The organism is Ferdinandcohnia salidurans (assembly GCF_042680725.1).
Classification (GTDB): domain Bacteria; phylum Bacillota; class Bacilli; order Bacillales; family Bacillaceae_L; genus Ferdinandcohnia; species Ferdinandcohnia salidurans.
In genome coordinates, this window is sequence record NZ_JBHUEK010000025.1 from 47,009 (window position 1) to 71,373 (window position 24,365).

Consider the following 24,365-nt stretch of genomic DNA (forward strand, 5'->3'; position numbering starts at 1 on the left):
ACATTTGGTCCTAGCCCTTTTTGACTATCCGGTCAGAGTTGCAGGAAAAGGCACCACACCTGCGTTAGTGCGATGCCTTTGTATAAAAATATGTAATGCTTGTACACTTTATGACAAAAATGAGGCCACGCCTCAACGTGTATTTGGTAAAAATTTTTGTTCTTTTACCATTATAAAAGTTTTATAAGAATGAAGTAAAGAAAAATGTAGTCAGTTAAGAGCTAGTGCAGTAAGATAGAAGAAATCTTTTTTGTAGGAGTGGTTGGCGTGGCACATGAAATTCGCGAATTAAAGACGGTCGAGGAATGGAAATTAGCGTTTCCTGTTATGAAGCAATTACGGACACATCTGAGCCTCGAGGAGTTCGTAGCATTGGTGACGGACATGCAGCCTCAAGGATATAGAATGTTCGCATTAATTGATAATGGAAAGGTTGCGGCTGTTACTGGGGTTGCGCAACAGCTCAATCTTTATTACGGAAATCACATGTACGTCTATGATTTGGTGACAGACGAGACCGGGCGTTCAAAAGGCTACGGTGAAAAACTGCTTTCTTATATCCATGAACTTGGTCGTGAATTGGGCTGCGGGCTGGTTGCATTGTCGTCTGGACTGCAGCGTGTGGATGCGCACCGTTTTTATGAGGAGAAGATGGGGTATGAGCGGAAGAGTTATGCGTTTGTGAAGGAGTTGTAGGATAGGAACCCGACGTGTTTTGCCGGTTGAAAATTTTGCGTAAATCTCCAAAGCATCGATCCCCTCAAAGGACCGATGCTTTTCTTATCAAATACGCCTTGGCGTATTTGCCGCCCAGATTTTTTAGGCCCACACGATGTGGGTCACAAAGACGTTGCCACAGGATGTGGCGTTGTTAGTCTTTGATCCTACGCTCGAAAACTTTCCATTGAAAATCTATGGCATCCGCCGGAGGCTTTAACTTTATTCAGCGTTCTCCTGAATAAAGTTAATACCCGTCTGATTCTTGTCCCATGTTTTTAGACTTCTCTACTGCCTCATTCGCTGCAGCGGAGCTATTATCGGTTGTATCCATTGCTTTTGCGAGGCCTTCTCTGACACGTCTGCCGTACTCCTCGTCGGCATTGGTGAAGTACTCCAGCATTTTGTTTTGGATTTCTGGACGGCATACTTTTAAGTTATCGACCAAATTGCTGATGAGTTCATCCCTCTCTACGTCCGAAAAGGCTCGATACGTCTCACCTGCTTGCCCGAAATCATTCGGGCGGTCAATTTTTTCACGAACCAACTTGTCATTATAATGAGGCTCATGAATTTTGCCCTCCTGCTTCGCTTCCTTCAGGCCGCCAATCGTGGACGGTTCATAATTGACGTGCGGATTACCGCTCGGTGGTACATCCACATGGTAAGACATTTGGCCACCACGCTGATTGGTTGCAACCCGTTTTTTCGGCGCATTAATTGGCAGTTGAAGATAGTTCGTTCCGACGCGATGTCGCTGCGTATCTGAGTACGAGAACGTTCTCCCTTGAAGCATTTTATCATCTGAAAAATCAAGTCCATCCACAAGTACCCCTGTACCAAACGCAGCTTGCTCAACCTCGTTAAAATAATTCTCTGGATTCTTGTTTAATACCATTTTTCCAACCTTTAAAAACGGGAACTTATCTGTCGGCCAGAGTTTTGTATCATCGAGTGGGTCAAAATCAAGCTCAGAGTGGTAATCATCAGTCATGATTTGCACACAAAACTCCCACTCTGGGTAATCTCCACGCTCGATTGCTTCATATAAATCCTGAGTAGCATGACTTACATTTGTCGCTTGGATTTCATTTGCTTCTTTTTGAGTTAAGTTTTTTATACCTTGCTTCAGTGGCTCCCAGTGATATTTCACTAATACGGCCTCGCCGTCCTGATTCACCCATTTGTATGTATTTACTCCAGAACCTTGCATTTGGCGGTAGTTTGCCGGAATTCCCCATGGTGAAAACAGGAAGGTTATCATATGGGTTGCTTCAGGTGTTTTCGATAAAAAGTCAAACATTCTTTCTGGGTTTGACAGATTTGAGACCGGGTCTGGCTTAAAAGCATGAATCATATCAGGAAACTTCATCGCATCGCGGATAAAAAAGATTTTTAAATTGTTTCCGACTAAATCCCAGTTTCCATCCTCCGTATAAAATTTAACGGCAAAACCGCGGGGATCTCGTGCCGTTTCTGGAGACTCCATCGCCCCTGCGACCGTTGAAAAACGCACAAAAACTGGAGTCCTTTTTCCTGCTTCTTGGAACAATTTTGCGCGAGTGTACTTAGAAACCGGTTCGTCGCCAACTTTTCCATATGCCTCAAAATATCCATGTGCACCAGCACCTCTGGCATGAACTACACGTTCTGGAACGCGTTCACGGTCAAAATGGGACATTTTTTCAATAAAATCGTAATTCTCTAGTGTTGAAGGACCTCGGTTTCCAACTGTTCGGATATTTTGATTATCTGTAACTGGATGGCCCTGCCTGTTTGTTAATGAATCCGCCGACTCACCCGTTCCTAGGCGATTATCCTGTGGCCCACCTACCCCTTCCACACTTCCATGTTGCTTTTCATCGTTCATGTTGCACTTCCTCTCTTAAACGAAAATTCATTGTCATTATTTCCCTTACATCATTTTCTATGTATATAAAAGGCTACATCCCACTCCAATTCTCAAGTATGTACTAAAAATCTCTATAATTGAAAATCAATAGAATAAAGATACATGAAAAATAATTCGAAATACAGTTTAATCTCATGTAAGTTATGAGTGTTATAACGTTAATACCACCACATTCCAATACTAAATCTAAGAGACTATTTCAATCTACATTATAATTATTATAAAAAAATATTGATTTTTAATTTATAGGTGTTATTATAATAAATGTATTCAAATTTAATACGAGGTGATCAAGTTGACATACAATAATCTCACTACAAGTTGGGGTGCTCCAGTTGGGGACAACCAAAACTCAATCACAGCTGGTTCTAGAGGACCGGTACTAATCCAGGACGTACACCTCCTTGAAAAATTAGCACATTTCAATAGAGAACGTGTCCCTGAACGTGTTGTTCACGCGAAAGGTAGCGGTGCGCACGGTTATTTCGAAGTAACAAACGACATATCAAAATATACAAAAGCAAAATTATTCAATGGAATTGGCAAGCGTACTCCATTATTCATCCGTTTTTCAACGGTTGCTGGGGAAAATGGATCTGCTGACACAGCTCGTGACCCACGTGGTTTTGCGCTTAAATTTTATACAGAAGAAGGAAACTACGACATCGTTGGAAACAACACACCGATTTTCTTTATCCGCGATGCGATTAAGTTCCCAGACTTCATCCATACACAAAAGCGTCATCCACAAACACACTTGAAAAACCCAACAGCTGTATGGGATTTCTGGTCTCATTCACCTGAATCACTTCACCAAGTTACTTGGTTAATGGGTGACCGCGGTATTCCTGCGACATGGCGTCACATGCATGGTTACGGAAGCCATACGTTCAAATGGACAAACGCTGAAGGTGAAGGCGTTTGGATTAAGTATCATTTCCGTACAGAGCAAGGCGTTAAGTGCCTAACAAATGAAGTAGCGACAAAGCTTGCTGGAGAAAATCCAGATTATCATACGGAAGATCTGTTCAATGCAATTGAAAAAGGTGACTTCCCTGCTTGGAAGCTATATGTACAAATCATGCCGTTGGAGGATGCGAATACATATCGCTTCGATCCATTCGATGTTACAAAAGTGTGGTCACAAAAGGACTATCCATTAATCGAAGTTGGTCGCATGGTATTAGACCGCAACCCTGAAAACTATTTTGCAGAAGTTGAACAAGCCACATTCTCACCTGGAACGTTAGTACCTGGTGTGGATGTATCACCTGACAAAATGCTTCAAGGTCGTCTTTTTGCCTACCATGATGCACATCGTTACCGTGTTGGAGCAAACCACCAAGCATTACCAATCAACCGTGCAAGAGTTGATGTGAACAACTATCAACGCGATGGTCAAATGCGGTTTGATAACAATGGTGGTAGTTCCGTATATTACGAGCCTAATAGCTTTAGCGGACCGAAAGAAACACCAGAAGCAAAGCAGCATGCATTCGCTGTTGAAGGAATTGCCGATAGTGTAGCTTATGATCATAACGACCATTACACACAAGCTGGTGACCTTTACCGCTTAATGAGTGAAGAGGAACGCACTCGTCTTGTTGACACAATCGTAGCAGCTATGAAACCAGTTGAATTAGAAGAAATCCAACTTCGTCAAATTAGCCACTTCTTCAAGGCAGACCCTGAATACGGAACACGTATCGCAGAAGGCCTTGGCTTAGAGGTTCCTGGTGAAGTAGTAGCGAAGTAATAAGTAAAGAACATTTCATTTTATTCTCACATAAAATAGGTATCCGCAGCCGGATACCTATTCTTATAAATATGAACAAAGAGGTTGTTAAACGTGGAAGACAATCAAATGGCTGAACTAATCCCTTTTTTAAAAGAACGCGGGTTACGCATTACACCTCAACGTACGTTAATACTACAGACCTTCCTTTCCTTAAAAGGCCATCCGACAGTGGAAGACATACATCGGCAATTACCACAAATTAGCCTTGCCACTATCTACAACAATGTAAGACTATTTGTATCGTTACGGATTTTAAAAGAACTGCCCTATGGGAACGGGTTAAGTAAATATGAACTAGCCAACCAACCGAATCACTATCATATTTTATGTGAATCTTGTGGCGAAATTATTGATTTTAATTATCCAACTCTACGCCAAATCGAGCATGTTGCCTGCAAGCTAACTGAATTTAAAATTTACTCGCACCAGATGGAAGTATATGGACTATGTAAATCTTGTCAAAACAAAGAAGGTGACTTTTAAAATGCCCAAAACAATCTGTCCAATATGTAAAACGGAAATCAAAATCCTTAAACACAGCACAAGCTGCGCCTGTGGAATGAAATTAAAGAAAAACAAAACCCGTTATGTAAGTTAAGCACGAAAAAGCGCACCTTTGCAGATGCGCTTTTTTCTTATACTTTTAGGAACTTACGGACAGACATTAAGCTTCCCCAAACTCCAATGAATGCACCAATTAGCAGCAAGAGTGCCGTTACTTGGAATGCAAATGGATTAAATGGCAATAGCTCTAGGAATGTACCGTTTAATTGTGGTTGAATCAAATCATATATGAAATTATAGAATCCTAGGATAATTCCAATTGGAATCAACGAGCCAAGAATTCCAAGGAATAATCCTTCTAGGAAAAATGGCCAACGAATAAACCAGTTTGTTGCTCCTACTAGCTTCATAATCTCAATTTCTCTTCTTCTCGCAAAGATCGTGATTTTAATTGTATTTGAAATTAAGAACATCGCTGTGAAAAGGAGACCGATGATCAGCCCAATTCCAATGTTTCGTGAAACACCGACAGTACTGAAAATCTTTTCAACTTTTCCTTTTCCATAGTTCACACTGTAAACATACTCCATTTTTTCAACTTTATTAGCAACCGCCATGATCTCTTGAGGTTTTTTCGTTTCCACGACAAATACATCATGAAGTGGGTTACTTTGTTCGTATAAAGCAAAAACTTTTCCATCTTCTCCAAAGCTATCAATCATTTTTTCTAACTCTTGATCCTTTGAGGAGAAAGTGACAGATGCAACCTCAGGAATTTTTACAATTTCTGCTTTCAAGGCTTCCTGCTGTTCTTTTGTTGACGTTAAGTCCGTGTGAACACTGATACGAACGTCTTTTTCAAGTGATGTCGCCATGCTGTTCAGATTCATCATGATGACTAAGAATACACCTACTAGGAGTAGTGTAACAGTAACGGCACTGACAGATGCGAATGTCATCCATCCGTTTCGCCCTAAGTTTTTTGTACTTTCACGTAAATGACGGCGGAGTGTGTTAAGCTTCATAGCCGTAATCACCCCTTACCTCGTCACGCGCAATTTTTCCACCTTCAATGGCAATTACACGTCTTTTAATCGTATTAACAATTTCACGGTTATGAGTCGCCATCACAATGGTCGTCCCACGGAAATTGATTTCTTCAAAAATGTTCATTATTTCCCAAGATGTCTCAGGGTCAAGGTTACCTGTAGGCTCGTCCGCAATAAGCGCACCTGGAGAATTGACGATCGAGCGCGCAATCGACACACGCTGCTGTTCCCCACCTGATAGCTCATCTGGCAAAAATCGAGCTTTGTGCTTAAGACGCACAAGGTCAAGCACGTCCATTACACGTTTTTTGATATTCTTCGGATTTTCTTCAATAACTTCAAGCGCGAATGCCACGTTTTCATACACCGATAGGCGTGGTAACAGCTTGAAATCCTGGAACACGACGCCGATATTTCTACGTAAAAGGGGAACCTTTTTCTCTTTTAATTTAGCAAGATCAATTCCATTTATGATGATTGAACCTTTTGTCGGCTTCTCTTCACGATACATCATTTTAATAAATGTCGATTTCCCCGCACCACTCGGACCAACAACATACACGAACTCACCTTGATCGATTTTTACATTTATTCCATTAACGGCCATAACACCATTCGGATACTTTTTAAAAACGTCTTTCATTTCTATCATTGCGAATCACCTATCTCGTTTTTTTATCCCTCGTTAACCGGAAGTAAGAACCCCACCGTTCTCAGTGGGGAATTCTATTATTTTATGTTTAGTAATCTATTTATATTAAAATGTAAGCGCTTATGTCCATATAGACATACTTATGCTCCTATTGAACTATGCAACTTGAAATTATAAGCCAAAATGAGGATAATTTCATTACTTTTTTCATTATAACATCATTATTCGTCAAAATACGACTCAATTTTATTACATTTTCATTTCATGGCAGTTAATGTTTGATGGGATAGGATTCAGGTGCTGGTGTGTAAATTTTGGAATCGGGTCAAATGGTACATTCTTCCTTTTTTCTCTCCTGTATACTCGAGATTCATAGATTTTAACAATCGAAATATAAATTTACTTGAAGGGATTTGTAAAAAATCTCGGATTTCCTCGTTCGTAAACGTTGGTTTTATGAGTAAGGTATAATCCTTGAGTGCTTGTATATATGCATCTTGGGATTTCGTACAACAATTATCACAATACCAATAGCCTCTTTTTCTTTCAATCGGAAGAGCGGAACATTTCAGACAATGAACCCCTTTTAGAATTTCAGTTTGGGAAATAGAAAACTGTACCAGTGGGTCAGGTTTTTTAGGGGTATGATGTTTTTCAATGGCCCCCGCTATTTTCTTCATTTCCTTCATCGTCAACGTTTCTTTCGTATGTCTATTTTGAAATTTTTCAAATGTAAATGGGAGATTTGCATTGTGCATTACTTTTGTGAAAATACTTGGTCTTGACGCTTTTATAATTGTTTTTGGGTCACTGATGATGACTAAATGTTCGATGGGCAAAAGTGGTAACTTCCGTTGGATGAGCCAGTTTTTGAATTGGCGGGAATGTCGGAGCGCTTGTAAAATTGGATTGGGCATTCCTTCTTCTTCATTGATTAAAGTTCGGATCATTTGATTAGATTCATCTTCAAAGTAAAGGGTTCCTGCTATATTTTTGACTTCTAGGATTAGAAAAAAATAAGGGGTAATCACGAGTGTGTCGATCTGGAAGAAGCTTTTGCCGTCTGTGAGCCTAATATCGTGCAAAATGAGGAATTCAGGTGTGTCGATGAGGTCCAAATAATAATTTAACGAAAGTTCTCCTCGGTATCCCTTCTTTCTTTTGGCTAATTCTGCTTGAATTTGTGGTATTTTTGGATGGTCTGGCCGTAATCTCCGCAAAAGTGCTTCAAGGATTAAAATTTCAATTGGTACTGTACGTTTTTTTCTTATCAAATACATCTACTCCTTTCACTTTTATTGGGTATTCGACATTATTTTCGGCTTTCCTGCAATTTTTTTAAAAATAATTTACTTGGAAGATGGGGAAAGTTTTAGATATCGGACAGAAATTTAAGGATATCGGACATTGGCGCCGGGATATCGGACATTGATTCAGTTTTATCGGACACAACTCTGAAATTATCGGACATTCACCACTTTTTATCGGACATAACCCTAGTTTTAGCCATTTAAAAAGCCTTCCGGTTCATTCGGAAGGCAGACTATCTATTTAGGTATTTCGATATCGGACATTGTTTTGATTATATCGGACATTACCGCTGGGATATCGGACATTGATTCAATTTTATCGGACTCAACTCTGAATATATCAGACATTCACCACTTTTTATCGGACATAACCCTAGTTTTAGCCATTTAAAAAGCCTTCCGGTTCACCCGGAAGGCCTGACATACTACTTATTTTTTCTCAGATAGCCATGTAGCTACTGCGTCTTTTTCTTCACCTTTGATGATGCCACCAGGCATTGAGCCTTGGCCATTTTCAATGATTCCAGCAATTTCGTCTTTGCTGTATTTAGATCCGATCTTTGTAAGGTCAGGACCTGCTCCACCACCAAAGTCTTGTCCGTGACAAGATGCACAGTTTTGTTGAGCGATTTCTTCAGCGTTAACGGTAGCTTCTCCACCGCCGTTATTATCACTTGCTGGTGCCTCTCCTGCATTGTCGTCCCCACCGCCACATGCAGCTAACGCGAATACAAGTGATGTTCCTAATAAAATACTGAATAGCTTACGTTTCACAGAATTTACCCCCTGTAATAAATTTTTCCATTATACAATTTTTATTATACCCCTTTTACGCTCTTTTAAAACCCTCTCCTAATACCTCTGCAGCGTCCATAACGACGACAAATGCAGATGTATCAACGCTTTGAACCACTTGTTTCAATTTTGTGAACTCTTTTTGATCGACTACACACATGAGCATCGGTCGCTCATCGTCGGTGTAACCCCCATATCCAGAGAGTTTTGTCACTCCTCTGTCCAGTTTGTCAAAAATCTCCTGGCGCACTTCGTCCTGACGATTCGTAATAATGAGAGCCATTTTCGAATTACCTAGACCTACCTGTACCAAATCAATCGTTTTACTTGTAACGAAAAGTCCAATTAACGCATAGAGCCCACTCTCAATATTGAACACAATTGCCGCAGTCACAACAATCAAGCCGTCAATAAAAGCAACACTTTTCCCAAGGGAGATTCCTGTATACTTATGAACAATCTGAGCGGCCAGGTCTGTCCCACCTGTCGATGCATTGCCTCGGAAAGTAATACCGAGCCCCAAACCGACTCCAATTCCACCAAATAAAGCACCAAGCAATGGATCGAACGTTGCGGGTTCCAGATTTCTAGAAAGATAAACAACAAATGGTAAAAAAAGAGTGCCAATTAACGTCCGGGCACCATACATCTTCCCTAGAAAAATGATTCCTGCAATGAATAATGGGATATTAAATGCCCACTGAACATAGGCTGCTTCCCAACCGAAAAGGGAGTTCAGGATGGTACTAATCCCGCTCACACCACCAGATGCCACCTTGTTCGGTAGTAAAAACAGATTAAACGATAGAGCCACTGTGGCAGAACCTAGTAGTATGTATATGAATTCCTTTACCTTTTGAAGTGTTGGATGAACTTCGTGCTGACGTCTTCTTCTATTCATGAAACTACCCCCGTATACAATCCTAGCAACTAGCACCGTTCAAATGTTAGATGCAACTTGCCTTGCGTATTTGCGCCCAAATAACCTTTGGAAGTATAACACGGCTTCAAAAGCAAGTAAACGCCAGCAAAATAACGTGGTAAAGCAACAAAATATACACCTACATCATTAGTTTGTAACGATAAATAAATTATTATTACAAAATAATAATTAGTGGCTTGAAATTTTACGAAATGTCCAAATATCCGAGACTGCTCGTCCTGTGTATTTGTCTTCAACAACCGCATACCACGAGTATGAACGGTCACTCTCTAGCCCCGTCCACAAGGCCTTTGCGATTTTGCCGCTTTTCGTCTTATCAGTTCCAATTACGCGATTTGTATAAACATTGACCGTAAAGTAATCGGTTGCGACCCGCTTTGTGACTGGTGCTAAATCCATCTCAATTACAAATTGGTCTTTCTGCGGATAAATATCTAGGTCGTAAAAATTGTAGTCGTCCATATAAGGAGAATACGTTTTAACCAAAATTCGATTATTATTTTGGTCAAAATGCAGGAGCCTCATATAGCCTTGGCCACCTTCTGGCCCAGCTTGATAATCGGCCAACATTTGGGTAACGGTACGGTCTGGATCTCCATCACCATCATCATCAATTTCATCGACATAGGTTTGTGCCTCATGGTAATGGCCACACAACACCATAATGACATTTTTGTTTGGCACAACAATTTCATTAAAAAGCCTTTCACCTATCGGGTGCCTTGTCCCTGTGGCAAGCAAGTATTCATGGAAGTTTAAAATCGCTTTGCGATCTGGGTGGGCAGCTAGTACATCGTTTACCCATTGGATGCCTTCATCAGTTATCCCCCAGCCGAGGTACACCATGATAAAATCATTGCCGCCCGCTGAAATTAAATCATAATGGCCACGGTTATTACGGTACGAACCGCCATAATAAGGTTTATTTTTAAAACGTTGCTTTCCAAAGTACTTATAGAACTCGGAATAATCATTATTCACCTGGTCAACATCATGATTTCCAGCTAACACACCGTATGGAATGTTATTGTCATCCAAAACCTTCATATATTTATCCGCATTTTGCCACTGCTTCTTCTTCCTTGATTGATTGACCAAATCACCAGTATGAAACACGTACTTGATACTGAGCTTTTCCTTCATTTCTGCTATCCATTCCGTTTGTTTCTTAAAAATCTCCGGATAGCTCTCAGAGTAAAACTGGGTGTCGGACATCCAGACGAAGGTGTAATCAAATTCTTCTGCAATTTCGTCTTGAATCAGGACATTGATTTTTGAATCACGGACATAATCACGGACCGCCACATCAGATGCAAGCTTAAAGTCTTTTGACCCCGCTATTTTAAAATCAAGCAAAACCCATTTGCCATCATTGTGATTCCATGCGTACATTGAAACCTTTCGACCTTCAAGCGAATTCCCTTTCCATAGAAGCTCAACCCTGTCATTGTCACCGAGAGACTCATCAACCGTGACATCAAAACGGTGGTACGGGAATTTCGTGTCAGAATCCGTGACTAAATAGCGGGCATCGGCTTTTGAAACGAGTGAGATATCTTCTGGTGTAAAAGCTGCCTCCCCTTCTGGAACCATCTTATTTGGCGGCTCAAACTCAGTCGCATGTTTAAATCCTTTTACACTTGAATTTACATCATGCTTGTAGGCTTCATAAAAGGTTACGTCGAGCTTATCCTTTGTCGGATCCTTCACTTTCACTTGTAAAAGTGGATCCCCGTCAATCTTTCCCTTAGGAGAAATACGCTCTGGTTTTTTCGGATTTTCATTCAAAACTTTAAAATAGAAAACGTCCTTTGTTTCATTGCCTACTTTGTCAATCGCATGTACCTTGAGTTTGTGTTTACCTGGTTTAAGCGTTGCGGACGATGTTTCAAACGGAACCTCGATTTCCTCTCCATCCAAGGTTACCGTACTTTTTTCAACACCAGCAAGCTTATCCTTCACGTCCACATCTATTGTAAAAGCACCCTTGTATGGTTTCTTTTTCAGATTTGTTTTGATAGTTGGAGCTCTATTATCAACCAAAACTTGTGAACTAACCTTTTTATCACCTGCCTGAACTGTAACTAAATGTTTTTTGTCTTGAACCTCGATTGTGTTCCATTTATAGGTGAGCGAACGGGCCTCTTTTTCCGTAATCGTAAAGGTAAAATCGGCATACTTACGCTGATCACCCATGTTCAGGATGCGATTTGGATCTGTATAAATCGGGTCCTTGATCACCGTTCCATCGCCAAGGATGAGTCGGACGTTCCGCAATTGAAAGTCATCGCGATTTTCCCTCGACCAGAGTTCAAACGGTGAAGCCTTGTTTCCGGAACGAATCGTAATCGTTGTGTTGCCTACAGGGAGTCGCTCCGGCTCAATTGGAATCGTGAAGGTTTTCCATTCCGTGAGCCAATCCTGGTCCATCACATGTAATACTTCCTTGCCCATCGTAACAGCATTTTGAAAATACGTATTCAAACCATTTACCTCAAAAGCAAAATAGGCGGTGTGTTCAAGTGAACGATAGACGCCCTCTTGAACCTCGTTTCCGTTAATCATGAGCTTCAATGGCGTGTTTTCTTCTGAAGTTGCCTTGATTGTTTTTTCCCCACGAAGCATTTCTTCATTTTGTAAATTAAGTCTTAGACTCGAATGGTCGAGTTCATTCTTGATGTTTATCCGAAACGTCTCACTTTTTATCTCATTGCTTCCGTCGGATACAACATAGTAATAATCGATATACTCACGTCCAATTAATGCTGGTGCATAAATGGTGTGATGAAAAAGTAAATCATCATAATTCTCATGTAAAATGACTTCATCGAACTCGTCATCTAGGTCGATTTTATAATGCAACTTAACAGATTTAACGGTATGGTCGTCTGTTGCATTTGCAACGAGTTCCAGATTGTCTTTTTGATTGACTTCAGAAGCTAACGTTAAATCCTCAATACTTGGTGGGACACTATCTTTTTCTATATGAACGGGCTTTTTAGGTACTTGGTAGCTCTCCACCTTGCCAGGGGTCGCATCCTTTGTACCGATTCTTTTAGAGACCGTCGATTTGTTGGTTGGATATCGGTAGATAATTGCCTGATCAACTTCCGTCTTGTTATAGTAAGCAACGGAAATTTCGCGATGCGTATTCGTTCCAATCACGACACCGCGCATACTTTTGTTTGCCATACCGCCACTGTGAACCCGCACAATATCCTGATTTTCCTTCAAGTTGGTTCCATAGTGCGCATTAAAATCCTCCACCGTCTGCTCGCTATTTTCACTATTAACGATCCATAGCACAAGCGTTTTGCGGGCAGGAATGACCACATTCTCTTTTACAGAAGGCCACATCACATCAGTTCTGCGATTCTTTCCGTATCGATAGTAAAGCTTATAATCCTTGAAGTTGGTTGCTTTATTGCTGTTATTGTAGATTTCTACAAATTCAAATCCATCAGCACTGCCCACATTCGTAGAATCAGGAAGAATCTCCGTCACGAGCAGCTGAGGCATCTTTGCGAAATCAATCTCTTTTTGAACAACTTGGATTTTGTTCACGTCCGTTTTTTCCGTATTGGTACCGTCGCTCGCCTCGATATAATAAGCGATTTCATCATATACGTGGAAGCCCGGAATTTCGGCAATGTATGTTTCCTCGTTCAATATCATCGGGATTGCTTTGAAATCGTCTGAGTCACCCGCTTTATAAAAAAGCGTCACATCTTGGATGGCGGTGTCATCCGTAACACCAGCCTTGATTTTGATGGGTAACAGTGGCTCACTTGTTGTTTTCGGTTTGTGTGTGATGACCGGAGCATTTGTGTCCCGTTGTGCAACTACCATGTCTGGGCTTACTGTAGTTGTTAAAAGTAGAATAAATAGAACAATTATTTTCAGCACGTGTTGCCAAAAAATCATACAGCATACCCTCCAGAATTATTTTCCAATCTTAGTTTGCCAATTGCTTATAAAATGATGTACAAACAAATGCGAAATAAGCAAAAAGGACTAGTTCCGGGGATAAAAAAAAGACGACTTATGAAAGTCATCTTTTATACTTCTACTGCAGCTGCCACGGTGCCTACAGCGTCGAGCATTTCGTGCCATTCCTCGTATGTATTTAGTTTAATGTGGACTGGATTTTCGGCATCCTCTTTATATTCCACAATCCACATCCCTTTAGTTGACGGTAAAAAGAAGACGATGTTTGCGAGTAGAAAGTCACCTTCTATGTTTGGGATTTCGAAGTGCGAAATATTGTAAAGTGACCACTCATGCTCTTCTAGGTCCTTAATGAATAGATTGAAGCTCTGTTCCTCAGTCGGAGTGAACTTTGCTTTCTTCCGGACCTTCTCTGTTTTTGACTGGTCATTTAACCAATCGAACAGTTTGTCTGTGAGGAAAAATTCCTGTGTTTCCTCTATTTTTGTACCTTCGAAAGAATAAAAGTCCTTAATTATCGTTGGAATTTCATCATTTGATAATAACGCGAATTCATGCATAATGTCTTCTGCGATTACATGAGCAAGCCAAATGTCTTCTTCAAAATGATGGATCATTAATACGGTTCGCCCCGTAATATTCGAACAACGAATCATCCATTTGGATTCCACATAATGCTTTATAAAAGTTTGCATTTCATCGCTTAATGGATGCTCATCCTCGCCGTTTTTGTCAGGGTCCCACAGTGATTTGATCACCAACTGGTGGATCGTTGATTCCATGATCGCGTCCCACTCTGCAGGAGACTTTTCACCGTACGAAGCCTCTGCGATTCCTTTTGCCACAGCTGGGTATCCACACACTGTAACCAATAATGCCAATTCCTCCGTCGTGCATGTTAAAGCATGATTCATGTCTGGTACCTCCTTTTTTATAAAAACACTGCATGCAGTGCAGCCTTGATAATGTAATAGATTAGCATAAACACAATTCCCATGACGAGTGTAATGACTAACATGAGCAACCTTCTAACAATCCATGAGAATCTATTAAGCTTTGTGTAAATGAACGGCCCTAGGCCCATCAAGAATAATACAATAAAGGTAAAAAGTTTGAGAAATGGGTTCTTTGTATTTCTGAAGACACCCGTTTCCACATGCTCGACCAGCACGTTCCCTAGAAAAATAGTTAAAAAGCTGATTCCGACCTGAAGGGAGAGCCATGCTCCAAAAAATAAGGTAACTAAATCTATGATTTCTTTTGCATTGTCCATAACATTCATCCTATCAACATTTTAATTAATCAAACCAGCTACTTACTGATTTGAAAACTGATTTTCCAAATTTCTCAACCCCACCGGCGAATTTTTCACCAACATCCTTAATTTGATTACCATATTTAGAACTTACTATTCCTCCAACAAGACCGCCGACGGCTCCACCAACTACAATACCTACCGGACCTCCAAGACTTCCAATCATGGCACCTGCTTTTGCACCACCTGCAATTGCACCGACGCTTGAAACGGCTCCAAACGTGAATCGACCTATTTTTTCAGCGCCAGATAAATGACTATTATTCGGGTCTACTAGCTCTGTCGCATTTGCCCCGATGGCGATGAGATTTCCTACAATTGGAACTCTTTTCGCGACACTTGTAAAGCCCTTTACTTTTGCAAGATTTGATACGACTTCCTTAGAACCAATCGTAATCCTCTGATGAAAACGACTCATGAGGGTTGTTCCATGCATGGCAGCATTCACATTTTTCGAGAAACCTGCAGCATGCTTTAACAAGGAGGCTGGCCCTCTATAGGAACTGACAAACGAATGCACACGTTTTAATAGGGGATTTGTCGGTGATGATTTTGAAAAGTCGTTAATGTACTTTGCGATTTTCGAGCTATATCCTGTTCTACTCGTCCAGGAAGGCTTTGCAGTTAATGTGAATTTATATTGACCACGAAACTTTTGCCATAACGTAGGCTTTCCACCTATGTAGTTAACTTTTAGGTTCCTCATTAAAAAAGTTGAGGATGCTACAGACAGTAATTGCGAACCAACTAAAGCAATATCCCAATTTGTAATTGTCGAGCTGACATTGTTTAAGTATGTCAACATTTTATGAATAAGAGCAGATGTTTCGCTGTTTTTTGATTTTGGAGAGTCGGCTTTTTTCCCACCCTCTTCTGGTTTTGCCGGGGTCATCCCCCGAACTGCCTCCATCGCCATAAACGAAGAGTTTAAATAACGCTCTGTTGACGAATAGCGAGTTACAGCTAAATTTAAAAAGGACTGCAACTTTCTTACTTTTGCTTCCAATTGATCAATTGAAGAAGTTACCTCTGTTAGTTGCGGCCGGATGGAGGTTCTAGCCAAGATTCGATAATCAATGGAATTTCTGACAGAAGCCACGCCTCCCTCAACCTGCGAAAGTTTTGAGGCTACAGTCCCTACCATGGGACTGATTCCGATAACTTGATTCGGTTTAATCGTGATTCTAGACAAAACGATGCCTCCTTTTATTCTATTATAAATCAAATACGCCTTGGCGTATTTGCGCCCGATTTTAGGCCCACACGAGGTGGGTCACAAAGACGTTGCCACAGGAAGTGGCGTCCTTAGTCTTTGATCTTACTGCTCGAAAATTTCCTCTAAAAAATCGTGGCATCCGCCGGGGATTTAACTTTATTCAGCCGGGTTTGCTGAATGAAGTTAACTTTTTTTAAAAACAGGCATCCGCAAAATGCGAATGCCTACATTTTTGTTACATATCTTTCTCGTCTCTTCTGCGGATGTTGGTTCTGCGGAGAGCGACAGCACTTGCTGCTGCAATACCAGCAAGACCTACCATTGCGCCCGCAAATAATGGTTTATTTTCATAGAACTTTACAAGTACGCTTTTTTCAACGATTTCGAATTCTACTACTTCGTTCATTTCATTACCTGCTTCGTCTTCGGCTAACACTTCCACCTTGTATTTGTTGATATCAGATAGTGTCACGGAAATGACTTTCGTTCCGTTCACATCTTTAACCTCACCATTGAAAAGCTCTCCATTAATCATGACAGACTTGAGTGTATCACTAGGATTATCAAGGCTGATTGAGAGAGTTACAGGGTCACGATAGGTTTCGTTTTTCTTGACTCCTTCGACAACCACTTTCGGAGGAGTTTTATCAATAATAAACTCAACACTTAACTGTTGGATATTTCCTGCTTTGTCCTTCACCTCAAAGAAGAGCACGTGCTTTCCTTCTTCCTCAATTGGGTCACCAAGATTATAAGGCTGACCGTTCAAGGTTTGTGAGATGATGTCATATGCATTTAAATCCTCAATTAGCAATTCAGGAAGTAAGCTTTCCTTGAAGTACCCTTCAGAAATAGCTTCCTTAAATTTAATCACTGGTGCTGTTTTATCAATCGTAAACACAATGGTTCGGGATGAAACATTGTTGGCTAAGTCATAAACTTGCGCTTTTAAAATGTAGTCTCCCTCTTCACTTAGTTGTACCCCATTTACAAACGGACGGCCATTTAATGTTACACTTGAGCGACTTGAATCGAGGTAACGATCCGAGTAGGTCACAGTCGGCATTTGATTGTTATTAAAGAATCCATCAATAACACCTGTGATATTCAAGTTCGGCTTTGTCGTATCAAGGATAAAGCTGATATCAATTGTTGACTCGTTACCTGCTTTGTCTCGTGCAAGAACACTGAAATCGTACTTCATTTCCAATGTAGCCGTTGGAATTCGACCTGTCACATTCCGACCATTCATTGTTACTGAAACGATGGTGTCCTCACTTTGGTCTAGCGCAAATTCAGGGGTGAATACTTCATTAATATATTCGCCATTCTTAATTACACGGCTTTGACCCTTAAATTTCGGTGTGATGACTGGAGCTGTTTTATCAATTGTAAAAGCAATCTGTCTGCTGAATTGGTTACCCGCTTTGTCAATCGCTTCTACGTTGATCGCATAGTCACCCTCCTGGCTAAAGTTGTGGCTGAGTCGAGCAGTTTGATTCGCTACTCCAAATCCACCAGCGTTATAGCCTCTACCATTTCGAGTCACGGTGATGCGGTTCAAATCTAAGTTCACATCACGGATTTCAACACTGACTGGCTTATCCACATTATAGTGTGCTGCATTTTCAACACCTGTAATTTCGATTGCTGGCTTTGTCGTATCAATTGTAAATGTCTTGTTCGCTGTGATTGGACCATTGCCAGCCTTATCTTCAGCACTGATTGCAATGGTGTATAAGCCATCATCATTAAAATTGTAGCCTAAGCTCGATAGCTTATTGTTGTTTTTCCAAGTTCCAATATTAAATACCTTGCCATCCTTTGTTACAGAAAGCACTACGTAATTTGTACCAAAGTTCAATTCATCAACAGAAACCGTTACGCGCTTGCCAGTTGGATTGAAGGACTGGTGGTCAACACCGTCAATTGTGACAACTGGATTGGTTTTGTCGATGATAAAAGCAATTTCCTCATGCGTTGTTTTGTTACCTGATTTATCCGTTGCATTGAAGTAAAGCACGTAGCTGCCTTCTTCTGCAAAATTGTGTTGTAAACTCGCTTTTGTTCTAGATTGTTGTAGTGCTGGAATCTCATATGCCTTGCCGTTCTTCGTCACGTGCAATGAAGTTTGATCAATGTTCGCATCGGTTACTTCGAATGTAACTGGCTTGCTAACATTGTAGTTCGTCATATGCTCGACACCTGTGATTTTTAGCGTCGGGAAGCTTTCGTCAACCGTGAACTTTACTTCTTTTGTGTCCGCAATGTTTCCAGCTGCATCCTTCGAAGACACCATAATCACATAGTCGCCATCTTCGTTAAACGGAATCGCAAGACTTGATTCAACACCTTGGTTTTTCCACTCGTACGGCTTATTGTTAACTTTTACTTCTACTTCATTGTTTGCAAAGTTCAGCTCGTTAACCTTAATCGTAGCTGTTTGCTTTTTATCGTAAAATGTTCCGTCTTTTACATTTTCAATTGTGATAACAGGCTTTACGTTATCCACTGTGAAAATGTGTGTTTTCTCCGTTGCTTTGTTACCTGCAAAGTCTTCAGAACGAACTGTTACTTCATATTCTCCGTCTTCTGGGAAGCTTTGCTTGAACTGAAAACCTGTTGCTGTTTCTTTCCACTGGGCATCCTTAACCGGTTTGCCGTTTACTAGGACTTCATTTTTACTTTCGTCAAAATGTAGGTCATTGATGTCTACGATTAACTCGTTGTCACCTTGGACAAATCCACCATCCGGGATGTACCCGCTGATTTGAATTTCAGGTGAGGTACGGTCAATTGTAAAACCAAGATCCTTTGTGCTTTCAGCGCCAAAGTAGTCTTTCGCTTTTACTTGAGCTGAATAAACACCTTCGTCCTCAAGTTCAACCGTTAGTTCTTGAGTGATTAACCAGACGATTTTTTTCATCCATCCATCTTTTGGAACCTCGATGGCTTTATCCCCATTTTTTACTGTGATTTCGGGAACAAACGGTGTGTAGTCATCAACAGTAACTGTTAGGTTCACTTTATTATCATTAAAATACGTACCATCTTTAATAGAGTATTTAATCGCAGGCCCTGTTTTATCGAGCGTGAATTTAATGTATTTAGTATTTTCGTTTCCGGCTTTATCCGTTGAAACGACTTGCAGCTCGTAAACCCCTTCTTCAGTGAAGGTGTGTTTGGTTGTTGCCATATTGCCGTCAAGCACAAGTGGGTCAATCTCATATGACTCTCCATTGTACTTTACTGTTGCATTTGACTCACCCATATTTAGGTCAGTTACCGTAATAGTTACTTCACGATCATCGTTGTATCTGCCATCTTCACCGATGTTTGTCACAACGATCTCAGGTTTGATTTTATCGATTGTAAAACGAACTTGTTTTTCTGCTGAAATATTTCCTGCTTCGTCAGTTGACTTTAGTTTTACAACATAAACGCCATCGCCAGTAAAGGTATGCTCTGCCTCAGCGTATCGGTTCCTTTGTTTCTTGAATTTGATTCCATCCGTTGGATAAGCTTTGCCATCCTTCGTAATAGTCAGTTCAATGTTGTCTAGGTCGATATGCGAATCCTCAACCGTAAACTTGACTTCTTTGTCTGTATTCGCAAACTCATTTTCAGTTACACCCGTGATATCAACCTCCGGCTTAGAGTTGTCGATAACAAATGTAATCGATGAAAAATCAGCCTTGTTTCCAGCTTTATCAAAGTAGTCTACATTGATTTCATAGACACCTTCTTGTTTAAAGCTATGTTTCTCATGTGCCTTTTTACCCTCAAACGTTTCTGATTTCCCATCTTTTGTTACTGTTAAAATGGTCTTGCTATCATCTTTGTTTGTGTCTTCTCCAACAATCTCCACATCTACTTGGCGGTTGTACTTCTTCTTATTTTCAGCGCCAGTAAGTGTAACGGTTGGCTTCGTTTTGTCGAGTGTGAATGTTTTCGTGACTTTGTCTGCAACCTTTCCTACTTGGTCAGTCGCGTTTAACTCAATTGTATAGCTGCCTTCCGTTTTAAACGTATGACTTGCTTCGGCTACTGTACCGTTCTGTTCGAATTTGATTTCTTCTGTGTAGTCGGTATCGTTGTGCTTTACGACAAGAGTTGTTTTCGCCAAATCAAGTGTAAGATCTTTTACTGAAAAATGAACGGATTTATTTTCAGGATAATACGTTCCATTTTCAACTCCAGAAATCTCTAACTCTGGCTTCTGGGTATCAATTGTAAAGTTGAGTGCTGGGTTTTTCGTTTCATTCCCAGCTTTGTCAAACACACTTAGTTCAACAGAGTATACTCCATCTGTTAAGTTGCGCTTTTCAAGAGCTTCTTTTCCACTGATGGTTTCAACTTTTCCGTTTTTCGTTAGCTTTAACACCGATTTGTTTTCATCTAAATATGTGTCAGTTGCTGAAATAACTAAATCCTTGGATTCTGTATATTCACCACCATTTGTAACTCCAGTTATATTTAGTTCTGGTGCTGTTTTGTCGATGATGATATTTTCATAGGTTCCAAGCTCAAACCCAGTTGGTCTCCAATAATCTGTTATCTTTGCACTAAATGCATACGTTCCTTCTTCTGAAAGGGAGTATGTTGCAGTCTTTGAAAACAGAGTATTTTTGATGTCCATATCCACAGTCTGTGGCTCGCCGCCATTCTTGACATAAGTAAGCTTTGCAGAGTAGATGGAAAGTGGATTTTCAACCACGATATTTACGTTATCTTTATAAAAATTGTTTTCTGTTTTATCTTTGATGTACAAAATCGCATCTGTTTTAACGTTGGCAAATGAAATGGACTTTGCATCGCTCACGTTACCTGCTTTATCGGTGGCAGTTACGGTTACTTCATAATGGCCATCTTGATCAAATCGAATGGACGTGCTTTTTCCATCCCATTGAACAGGATTTTGTAAATCGAAATCTGAACCGTCCTTTTTAATTGAAATAGTCACTTTGTCTTGTAAAAAGTGTTCTTCATCTACTTCAATACCTAGGTCAACATCTTTCCGATAAAACTCACCATTCTTTGGTCCAGACAGATTTACGACTGGAGCCTGTGTGTCTTTTTGTACGGTAAATGTTGTTTGGCTAGCTGGTGGTTCATTCACCCATGTGTCTTTTACAAAGTTGATCGTTACTGGGATTTCACCATCTTTATTATTAACACCAGAGATGGTTACTTTATACAGACCCGTGAACCCACCATCTGTAATTGGGGTTATTGTTGCTTCTCCAGATCCCTTTGATAGTGTTACATCAAAAGGTAACCCGCCTTCGGGTACCTCACCTGCTACTGGAGTTGTCGCTGTATTTTCAGGGGGCGTTTCCCCTTCAGTTTCCTCCGGTGTTTCCTTTGGCTTCAGGTAATTCTCATAGTCCTCACTTAAATCGACTTGGACTTGAAAGGTATCTCCATTTATGTACCACTCATTTGAGAACTTTTGCCCAATTTCCCATTTTTCATTGTTATATTTTATATACTGTTTTGTTTCAACCTGAGATGATACGTTCAGGCTAAAGAATACCACCGACAGCACCAAAACAAATGCAATCGGTAACCAGAGTACCGATTTGTTTTTTCGGTAGCTTTTTGAAATCATTGCTATCACTTTACTACGCTCCTTTTTTCAATCATGTTATTTGTATGGACGATCATGACATCGACTTCGATTTGGAAGTCGGATTCTTCTTCTTTTTCAGTGAGGATTGCGGTTTCTCCATCGCCTTCAAGGAGAATCGTTGTTTCGTCATCCCCGACTAGCAATGTCGTCTCATCGTCGTCCTGTAATAGGGCCGTTTCCTCAGATAAAAGTGAGGTCTCCTCCAGTAATGAAGTTTCACGGTCAGCTTTGTTTTCTACCAACAATTCCGTCGGTGGGTGTGAACTTTCCTCAAGCAGAGAGGTTGGTTCAAGTCCCTGGCTCATGAGGGCTGTGTCCTCAACTGATGCTGCAACTGGATCTTCTTTTTTCCGAAGCTTGATTTCACTCGTTGTTCGCTTCGTTTCTTGAGCCTCAAGGGACACTCGGTTGTTTGTCTTCTTTTTCATAAATCGGTTTCCCGTAATGTCCGCAAATACTTGAGAAATTTGTAGTTTCATATAGACGATGATCGAGATGATGAGCGTAATCACCGCTCCCGCTAATCCCCCGTAAAACATAATTTGGTATTCCAATTGAGAGCCCCCTTTCATTCGAAATGCGCAAGTTTGAGACATGTGGACAGGTGCATTGTCCCACTATCTGATATTTAGATTACTCATGCGTCTGGATAGCTTTTTGTAGGCTTCGTTGTCTTTAGCGCCTTCTAGCTTTCCTGCTTTGTCATAGACTTCTTTTGCCTTGTTGTAGTTGCGCTGGTCTTCTTGCTTTCCTTGCTCAATGTCTAGCAAGAGATTACCTAGCTTCACGTACGCATTTAGACTTTTCGGAAATTCTTTAATCGTTCCTTCAAATTGTTCAACCGCTTGGGAATGCTCCCCCATCTCTTGATAAATCACACCGATATTGTTCATTACCTCTTCCTTATTCGGTACGTTCAAATCTAGAAGATTGTTGTAGTGCTGTGTCGCCTGTTCGAAATCATCTCGTGCTGCAACTTGATCCTCAGAGTTCACGCCTCTTGAGTAAAAAGCTTGCGCGAGCTTTTGTTCGAACTCAATCTCGTATTTTAACTGCAGCTGCTCATCCGGAGCTAGCTCGAGAACCTTTTGTGCCTTCTGAACAACCGTGATCGCCTTCGTATTGGCATCCGTGATTTGACCTTTATAGGAAATGTAGATGTTCGCGAGTGAATTATAGTTATCTACCTTTTTCACGTTGTTCGGAAGATTATCATTGAACGTTTCAAACTCTAAGAGATTCGTAGAAAACTGGTCATAATCAATGTTCATGCCGCCTAATGTTGTCGCAAGCGTGATATAGTAACTCGCGTCCGGAATGTCTTTTTCATTCACCTGTTTAAAATACTTCAGTGCCACAGGGTAATCGCGTTTCCGGTCAAAATACGTCATCCCCAGCTTAAAAAGAACCTCACTGTTTTTATGGATGTTGCCGTATTCGTCATTCACATAGGCCTCAATTTTCGCAAGACCTGTGTCCACTTCATTTCGGTTAATGTAAACATCAAGCAGATTGATATAAGCAGAAGCACGGCCCTTGTCGACTTTAATTGCTTGTTCTAAAAGCTTGATTGCCTCGGTATCATTGCCCTCGATTAATGAAATACTAGATTCATTGACAAGCCCCATATAATCCTGGAACTGCTCATTTTGCATCCCTTGATAGCCAAGCACGGACGTCGTTGAAAAACCTAGGCACAATACAGCTGGAACCAAAAAGAGATAGAGCCGCTTCATCATTTTTTTCCGGTAGCCTGCCGTGAGCTTGTTGATATTTTCAAGATCGTATAGGAGCTCCTCACTGGTTTGGTACCGATTTTCCGGTTCTGCCTGGGTACATTTTAAAATGATATGCTCGAGTCCCTCTGGTAAGGTTGGATCCCACTGGCGAATTGGCCTTACCTCATACGGCGGGTCTGCTAGACTTTTACCCGTAATGAGTTGATACAGCGTTAGCCCCAAGCTGTATATGTCAGTTCTGGCGTCTGTTCGCTTACCGGACAGCTGCTCAGGTGCTGCATAGGTTTTCGTTCCGAGATTTGTCGTATCGGTCAGGCTCTCATCTTTAAATTCACGCGCGATCCCGAAGTCGATCAGTTTGATTTTCCCTTCTGGCGTAAGCATGATATTGTCCGGTTTCATGTCGCGGTAAATAATCGGATGCGGCTTTCTTGTATGTAAATAATGAAGAACCTCTGCAAGCTGCTTTGCCCAGTTAATCACAAGCTTCGCCGAGATCACTTTTTCCCGCTTCAGCTTTTGCTTGAGCGACTCTCCCTCGACATAGTCCATGACCACATAAATGTCACCCTCAGATTCGATGATGTCGTAAATCTTTGGAAGTGAACCGTGGTCAAGTTTTTTGAGCATGTTCGCCTCGACAACTAGACTATTAATGAGGAGCTCGTTGTTACTGTTGTCGCGCTTACGGATATCCTTGACCACCAAAGACTTGTTGAGTCGGTTGTCCATTGCCAAATAGACAATACTCATTCCACCGCGCCCGATTTCCTTCAATATTTCGTATCTGTCATCTATAAAACTTCCGATTTTAATCAACGTAATTCCTCCTATG

Annotated in this window: 16 protein-coding genes; 3 read left to right on the plus strand and 13 right to left on the minus strand. The window is 40.9% G+C overall.

Features of this window, described 5'->3' with window-relative positions:
- Positions 1 to 327 precede the first annotated feature (327 nt).
- Complete coding sequence (locus ACFSFW_RS14825) at positions 328 to 696, plus strand: GNAT family N-acetyltransferase (RefSeq protein WP_388040323.1); 369 nt, start codon at positions 328 to 330, stop codon at positions 694 to 696.
- A 268-nt stretch (positions 697 to 964) separates the two neighbouring features.
- On the opposite strand, the gene ACFSFW_RS14830 is transcribed toward ACFSFW_RS14825, so the two are convergent.
- On the minus strand, positions 965 to 2,587 hold the full coding sequence (locus ACFSFW_RS14830) for a catalase (RefSeq protein WP_388039383.1): 1,623 nt from the start codon (positions 2,585 to 2,587) through the stop codon (positions 965 to 967).
- A gap of 337 nt (positions 2,588 to 2,924) precedes the next feature.
- Here ACFSFW_RS14830 and katA point away from each other — a divergent pair, with 337 nt between their 5' ends.
- Together katA and ACFSFW_RS14840 are read left to right on the plus strand one after the other, a co-directional pair.
- A complete protein-coding gene (gene katA, locus ACFSFW_RS14835; RefSeq protein ID WP_388039385.1) occupies positions 2,925 to 4,385 on the plus strand; it encodes a catalase KatA in 1,461 nt (486 codons plus the stop codon).
- Positions 4,386 to 4,478: 93 nt separating this feature from the next.
- Positions 4,479 to 4,910: a Fur family transcriptional regulator gene (locus ACFSFW_RS14840; protein WP_304216224.1), complete on the plus strand. Its 432-nt coding sequence runs from the start codon at positions 4,479 to 4,481 to the stop codon at positions 4,908 to 4,910.
- A gap of 152 nt (positions 4,911 to 5,062) precedes the next feature.
- Here ACFSFW_RS14840 and ftsX read toward each other — a convergent pair whose 3' ends face one another.
- The 12 genes from ftsX to ACFSFW_RS14900 form a co-directional block, all read right to left on the minus strand.
- A complete protein-coding gene (gene ftsX, locus ACFSFW_RS14845) occupies positions 5,063 to 5,956 on the minus strand; it encodes a permease-like cell division protein FtsX (protein ID WP_304216223.1) in 894 nt (297 codons plus the stop codon).
- Positions 5,946 to 6,632, minus strand: a complete 687-nt coding sequence (gene ftsE, locus ACFSFW_RS14850) for a cell division ATP-binding protein FtsE (protein WP_099361351.1) — start codon at positions 6,630 to 6,632, stop codon at positions 5,946 to 5,948. The genes ftsX and ftsE overlap by 11 nt, the downstream gene beginning before the upstream one ends.
- Positions 6,633 to 6,925: 293 nt before the next feature.
- The gene (locus ACFSFW_RS14855; protein ID WP_388039388.1) at positions 6,926 to 7,906 is read right to left on the minus strand and encodes a nuclease-related domain-containing protein; all 981 of its coding nucleotides are present in this window, start codon (positions 7,904 to 7,906) and stop codon (positions 6,926 to 6,928) included.
- A 465-nt stretch (positions 7,907 to 8,371) separates the two neighbouring features.
- Positions 8,372 to 8,716 carry a cytochrome c551 gene (gene cccB / locus ACFSFW_RS14860; protein WP_388039390.1) on the minus strand — a complete coding sequence of 115 codons (345 nt, stop codon included), beginning with the start codon at positions 8,714 to 8,716 and terminating at the stop codon, positions 8,372 to 8,374.
- Between the two features lie 55 nt (positions 8,717 to 8,771).
- A complete protein-coding gene (locus ACFSFW_RS14865; RefSeq protein ID WP_388039392.1) occupies positions 8,772 to 9,638 on the minus strand; it encodes a YitT family protein in 867 nt (288 codons plus the stop codon).
- A 210-nt stretch (positions 9,639 to 9,848) separates the two neighbouring features.
- A complete protein-coding gene (locus ACFSFW_RS14870; protein ID WP_388039394.1) occupies positions 9,849 to 13,604 on the minus strand; it encodes a lamin tail domain-containing metallophosphoesterase family protein in 3,756 nt (1,251 codons plus the stop codon).
- Positions 13,605 to 13,738: 134 nt separating this feature from the next.
- Positions 13,739 to 14,542, minus strand: a complete 804-nt coding sequence (locus ACFSFW_RS14875) for a YfjC family protein (RefSeq protein WP_388039396.1) — start codon at positions 14,540 to 14,542, stop codon at positions 13,739 to 13,741.
- Positions 14,543 to 14,559: 17 nt separating this feature from the next.
- Positions 14,560 to 14,901: a hypothetical protein gene (locus ACFSFW_RS14880; protein WP_388039398.1), complete on the minus strand. Its 342-nt coding sequence runs from the start codon at positions 14,899 to 14,901 to the stop codon at positions 14,560 to 14,562.
- 25 nt (positions 14,902 to 14,926) lie between these two features.
- The gene (locus ACFSFW_RS14885; RefSeq protein WP_388039400.1) at positions 14,927 to 16,135 is read right to left on the minus strand and encodes a hypothetical protein; all 1,209 of its coding nucleotides are present in this window, start codon (positions 16,133 to 16,135) and stop codon (positions 14,927 to 14,929) included.
- Positions 16,136 to 16,394: 259 nt separating this feature from the next.
- On the minus strand, positions 16,395 to 21,770 hold the full coding sequence (locus ACFSFW_RS14890; RefSeq protein WP_388040325.1) for an Ig-like domain-containing protein: 5,376 nt from the start codon (positions 21,768 to 21,770) through the stop codon (positions 16,395 to 16,397).
- Positions 21,771 to 21,775: 5 nt separating this feature from the next.
- Entirely contained in the window at positions 21,776 to 22,345 is a 570-nt protein-coding gene (locus ACFSFW_RS14895; protein ID WP_388039401.1) for a hypothetical protein, read from the minus strand.
- A gap of 63 nt (positions 22,346 to 22,408) precedes the next feature.
- Positions 22,409 to 24,349: a protein kinase domain-containing protein gene (locus ACFSFW_RS14900; RefSeq protein ID WP_388039403.1), complete on the minus strand. Its 1,941-nt coding sequence runs from the start codon at positions 24,347 to 24,349 to the stop codon at positions 22,409 to 22,411.
- Positions 24,350 to 24,365: the final 16 nt, after the last annotated feature.

What these genes read in the sequence shown, in the direction of transcription:
- ACFSFW_RS14825 (WP_388040323.1), top strand. Translation starts at nt 328, where the DNA reads ATGAAGCAATTACGGACACATCTGAGCCTCGAGGAGTTCGTAGCATTG.
- ACFSFW_RS14830 (WP_388039383.1), bottom strand. Translation starts at nt 2,587, where the DNA reads ATGAACGATGAAAAGCAACATGGAAGTGTGGAAGGGGTAGGTGGGCCA.
- ftsX (WP_304216223.1), bottom strand. Translation starts at nt 5,956, where the DNA reads ATGAAGCTTAACACACTCCGCCGTCATTTACGTGAAAGTACAAAAAAC.
- ftsE (WP_099361351.1), bottom strand. Translation starts at nt 6,632, where the DNA reads ATGATAGAAATGAAAGACGTTTTTAAAAAGTATCCGAATGGTGTTATG.
- ACFSFW_RS14865 (WP_388039392.1), bottom strand. Translation starts at nt 9,638, where the DNA reads ATGAATAGAAGAAGACGTCAGCACGAAGTTCATCCAACACTTCAAAAG.
- ACFSFW_RS14870 (WP_388039394.1), bottom strand. Translation starts at nt 13,604, where the DNA reads ATGATTTTTTGGCAACACGTGCTGAAAATAATTGTTCTATTTATTCTA.
- ACFSFW_RS14875 (WP_388039396.1), bottom strand. Translation starts at nt 14,542, where the DNA reads ATGAATCATGCTTTAACATGCACGACGGAGGAATTGGCATTATTGGTT.
- ACFSFW_RS14880 (WP_388039398.1), bottom strand. Translation starts at nt 14,901, where the DNA reads ATGGACAATGCAAAAGAAATCATAGATTTAGTTACCTTATTTTTTGGA.
- ACFSFW_RS14890 (WP_388040325.1), bottom strand. Translation starts at nt 21,770, where the DNA reads ATGATTTCAAAAAGCTACCGAAAAAACAAATCGGTACTCTGGTTACCG.